The sequence below is a fragment of the Saliphagus sp. GCM10025334 genome, assembly GCF_042663485.1.
Classification (GTDB): domain Archaea; phylum Halobacteriota; class Halobacteria; order Halobacteriales; family Natrialbaceae; genus Natronosalvus.
This window is the reverse complement of the sequence record NZ_JBHTAF010000011.1, coordinates 1-4,543: the sequence shown is the minus strand read 5'-3', so window position 1 is coordinate 4,543 and position 4,543 is coordinate 1. Positions and strand designations below refer to the sequence as shown.

The 4,543-nt window shown below is 56.7% G+C and carries 3 protein-coding genes; all 3 read right to left on the bottom strand.

Annotated elements, in window-relative coordinates:
- The coding region (locus ACFQO4_RS21145; RefSeq protein WP_500262717.1) for an AAA family ATPase at nt 1–1,060 on the bottom strand (1,060 nt) is incomplete at its 3' end.
- Between the two features lie 53 nt (nt 1,061–1,113).
- Nucleotides 1,114–2,586: a hypothetical protein gene (locus tag ACFQO4_RS21140; RefSeq protein WP_312912665.1), complete on the bottom strand. Its 1,473-nt coding sequence runs from the start codon at nt 2,584–2,586 to the stop codon at nt 1,114–1,116.
- A 71-nt stretch (nt 2,587–2,657) separates the two neighbouring features.
- Entirely contained in the window at nt 2,658–4,493 is a 1,836-nt protein-coding gene (locus tag ACFQO4_RS21135; protein WP_500262716.1) for a DUF8186 domain-containing protein, read from the bottom strand.
- Between the last annotated feature and the right edge of the window lie 50 nt (nt 4,494–4,543).

Genomic DNA, 4,543 nt, shown 5'->3' with positions numbered 1-4,543 from the left:
GGTTCTCGTCGTCCAGATGCGCGAGGAACTCATTGACGACCTGGGCGTGCTCTCGGTGGAGGTCATTTCCACGGTCAGCGAGGAGGGCATCGATTTCGTCGATGAAGATGACGCACCGGTCGAACTGTTCAGCTTCGGCGAAGAGCTGGTTGACCTGCTCGGTTGACTCGTTGATCCATCGGGATTTGATATCACCCGCAGATAACTCGAGATACGGATGGCCGAGTTCGCCGGCGATTGCTCGAGCAAACAGGGTCTTGCCGGTTCCTGGTGGGCCGTAAAGGAGAATTCCATTCGGTGGTGAGACGTTGAACCGCTCATAGGCTTCGTCAATCCGAGTAAGTGGTCGGAGGACTGATCGCTCGATATTTGTTTTCAGCGACTCCATCCCACCAATATCTGCAAACCCCGTATCTGGTGCTGAATCCCAGTTGTAGGTAAATCCTGTACCCTCTCTCGAGAAACCGTCTATATCTTGAGTCGGCTGATTGGCGGGATCAGATGAGGCCCCCACGGAACTTGACCCAGCGCGTTGTCTCTCTTGTGTAACAGAGGAACTGGTGTTATCAGTAACTATAGCTCCGAGATTGACGTACATCATCATTGGAATATATACGATCCAAGTGAGGCCCATCACCCATGCATCGTCAAACAGAACGGACACTCGGAGTGGACGTAGTTTCTCAGCAAGGATAGGCCAGCTCTGTCCCCAAAGAGGGAGAAACCAGATGAGAGTCAGGAGACATGCTCCGATAATAATCCCCAGAGACCATCCTCTATCAATTCCCTTGTGATCTTCGCCGAATATTTCGTCAATAACTGTGAATACTGAGATGGCGATTACCAGTGGGGTAAGGGGTACAGCAACTACGCTGAGAAGTGAGGGAACGAGCATACCAAGGTGAGATGCTAATTCACCACCCACTAGAAGTACCCCGATTGGAACAAGTAGGTAACAAACTGAGGATATCGCTGTGGAGACTGCCAGAATGATTCCGGCTCGGAAGATGTCTCTACTACGTTCGGTGGTAGTGGACGTAGTGTGTTCTTTACCGTCCATTGTTGTCCCAGATTAAGAGTTCCCCCGATATATGCGTCTGGCCAAGTGGACATTCATTTGGATCGATCCCTACTCTCTGACTCGTCTGCAAAGTCACTCAGATCCCGTTGTTTCGGATTAGTTTCTTGGCTCGTATCGACAACGGGGTTCTCCCGATACCGTTCTAAACCCGCCTCAGCCCAATCAACGGGCGATTGGTGAAGATTTCGGGTTGCGTAGTCTGTGCCGGACTTGGCGTCCTTAACCGCACGTTTTCCACCTTTCTTGAAAGCTTGACCTCCCTTCTTTGCGTCGTTGACCCTCTTTTCCGAAAGGAGAGTCGTAGCTGCACTTCCAACAGCTCCCTTTGTTCGTGTCGCAGCCGACCCAGCTTTTTGAACAGCAGCACCACCCTTCCCACCAGTTGCCCACCTGTCAGCACCAGCTGCCCCATATCTCGCCTGCTCAATCAGAGCAGCACGAGTCGACTTCTCCCCCGACTGGTTCGTCGACGAGCCCTGAGAACTCGACTTACTCTTTGCCCCCTGTCGTCCGGAGATCCGCCGCGGCGACAGTCCGGCCATCGCCGCTGATTTGATGCCGACAAGTGCAGGGGCGACGAGCCCGATCAACCAGAAGAGGTACGCCTCGAGGACTTCCCCGAATCCAGGGTCACTCGCTTGTTGACTCTGGGCAGCGGTCGCCCCCTGGCCGGCCATGTCCGCGTACGCACCGGCGGCTGCAGCACCGGTCTGCAGGAGGCCAGCCATCACAATTCCGGCGAGGAGCATGTAGGCGGTCGCCCGAAGGACGGTCTTCGAGATCTCCGACGCGTAGCGAAGCGGCCCGAAGTCCAGGAACAACATTGCTCCGAGCACAGGTAGGAGGATGAACGTCGCATTGAACAAGAACTCCCGCAGGATGAAGACACCAAGCGCGAGGAGGATGCCTGCCACGGACACCATACTCAGGATGAGTCCACCGATGATCGCACCAGCACTCGACGCCGCAACCCCGTCGAGGCCTGATTGCAAGACCTCCGGGCCGAACGCAGCGCCGTAGTCAGCAGTGAAGATATGGCGAATAAGCGCGTTCGTCAACAGCAGACTGAAGTGCATGATCTGACGGGCCACGGCGACGAAGATGATCACCTTCAACGCTTTCCACACCAGCATGAAGTTCGTCACTTCGATCTGGTCGGCGAACGGTTTCGTTGCGACGCCCGCCATGAACATGATCACGAGCAGTTGCGGAAAGATATCTAGATTGTGCTGGAAAGCTGCCTGCATCCCAGGATCTGAGTAGGGACTATCGAAGATGATGAACGTGAGTATCCCGTTGGCGACGAGTTCACCGATAAAACCGAGAATCCCGGTCAGGATGTAGGTGAAAAAGTCCGCAATCCAGTCGGAGAATACAGCGGCAGGCGAAGCTACGGGCGTGTCAGGCAACAGAATCGCAATGCTGTGCAGACTGGCCGATAGTATCTCGGGACCGATGCTGTCATGAGCGACGTCGGTTGGGACGTGGTATTTCGAGCCATTCATTGTGTGTTCTGAGGTTGTTGTGGGGCTGTTGTGTGCGTGTTAGAGTCACCACTCGAGCGTCTGATGGGGCCCTAGCCCGTGTCCCTCCGCATGTACGCGAACGGTGCGAAGAAGATGACAAACGCGATCACCGAAACCAGCGCACCCGCGAGACTGGTCAGGAGTTGATAGATGTCAAACGGATCCGGCTGAAACGCGACTCGAGCCTGCACTGGCCCGTAGTAGGCGTTTTCGGAGGCGTCAGCCACACCTGCAAACGAGGCGGTGACGTAGAGGTCTCGCCGCTCGACGACGATGGCGCCGTCAGCGTTCGTCGTCGCTCGCCCTTGAGCCGCTCCTCGAAGCCAGAGTGTTCGATTCGTCAGCGGTTGACCAGTATCTGTGCCCGTCAGTTGGATTCTGGCATGGGTCTCGTTGAGAACCGTCGTAGAGAGGCTCGCGTTCTGCTCGCGAACGGTCTGGGTCGTCAGCGAAATCGAATCATTGTGGATATCGCGAACCTCCGTGATCGGCTGGTCGACGTTCGTAATGACGATCTTCGTATAGCCGCGAGGGGAAACCGAGGTGAGATTGACATAGCGGTCGAGCGGAGCCGCGCTGCCGGACATATTACTGCCATCCAGGTGCGTGATCTCTGGACCGGATGTGGCGTCCGTCTGTTGGGTCCACTCGAGCGTCGGCTGCCGGCGGTTCGCGATAAGCTGGACCTCGAGGACGTTCGGGAACGCGACGGTCTGCTGGCGCGTCTGTGCAGTTTCGAACTGCTGTGTGAGCGTTTGGGTAAGTCGTGTCTCGTTTCGGAGTGATAACGAGGGGACAGTGTACGATTCTGGAAGCAAGCGATGGCCGCGTGTCGCATTTAGGTATTGTCGCTGTGAGTAGACGCCCCAGACGTTCTGGATGCGTCCCTCTGCGTCGTCGAACTGCGCATAGCTCCAGAGTCGACGCTCAGAGAGCGATTGTGCCCCCTCGAACGTGAGGACGATTCGGTCGATATCCTCCTCAGTGCGAACGATCGTCTGTGTGACGCTGAGGTCCTGGTTCGTCGTAACAGTGACACGCTCACTGTCCTGGACTGTGTGCGAGAGTTGAAGCGTTTCATCGGTTGCGTTCGATAGCTGCCAGCTGCCGCCGTCACGGACGTAGATACTCGTCGTGGCGGCAACCGTCGAGTTGATCGTCGCGCGAACCTGCATCGTCGTCGGCTCGCTCGCGTTCGCGCCGTCGTACTCGAGTTGCCCTGGTGATTTCGAATTACTGGCCCAGGTCTGCTCCCCAATTCGGACGCTCCGATCGACCTCCTGATCGAGGAGGTCATAGGAGAGACAGGTCCTGGTGTCGTCGGTGACGGTGCATGTCTGATTCGGGAGGCGGGTCGAGTAATCGAGGTGAGTCAGGACGGTCCCGTTTCGGGGAATCAGCAGTCGTTCGCTTGTGTTTCCAGCGTGGGCTTCCTCACCAGCACCAATGCGAGTACGCGCTCCGTCCGCTGTACCGAGAATCGTGATATGGGCGTCTTTGATGACGGTTCCGTTCGAGCGCTGTGAATCAGGCAGCCAGAGACTCGTCGAGTCGTTGCGCTGGATGGATTCTAACTGGGCAAGCCGATACTCGCTGAGTGTCTGTTGATCCGGTCCAACGCGATACGGTGGCTGTGTCGTCGCGTAGGTGAAATCACGTACACGACTGATGTTTGCCAGGGAGGCGTTCTCCTCGCGGACAACATCTTCGATAGTGGGAAGCACGAACGGTGGAAGCGATCCGGAACCTGGATCTCGATCATCGGAGAGAAACGCTCGTGTTGCGTTGTCCGGCGCGATGCTGGCTGGCGTTGTGACTGCACTCACGACGGGGAGCGTGAGGAGGGCGACAAGCACCAGACCGGTGAGGGGACGACTGGCCGTCATAGATCAGTGTAATGGGGTGGAGCGGCGGCCCACTCTTGGTTCACCTCAAG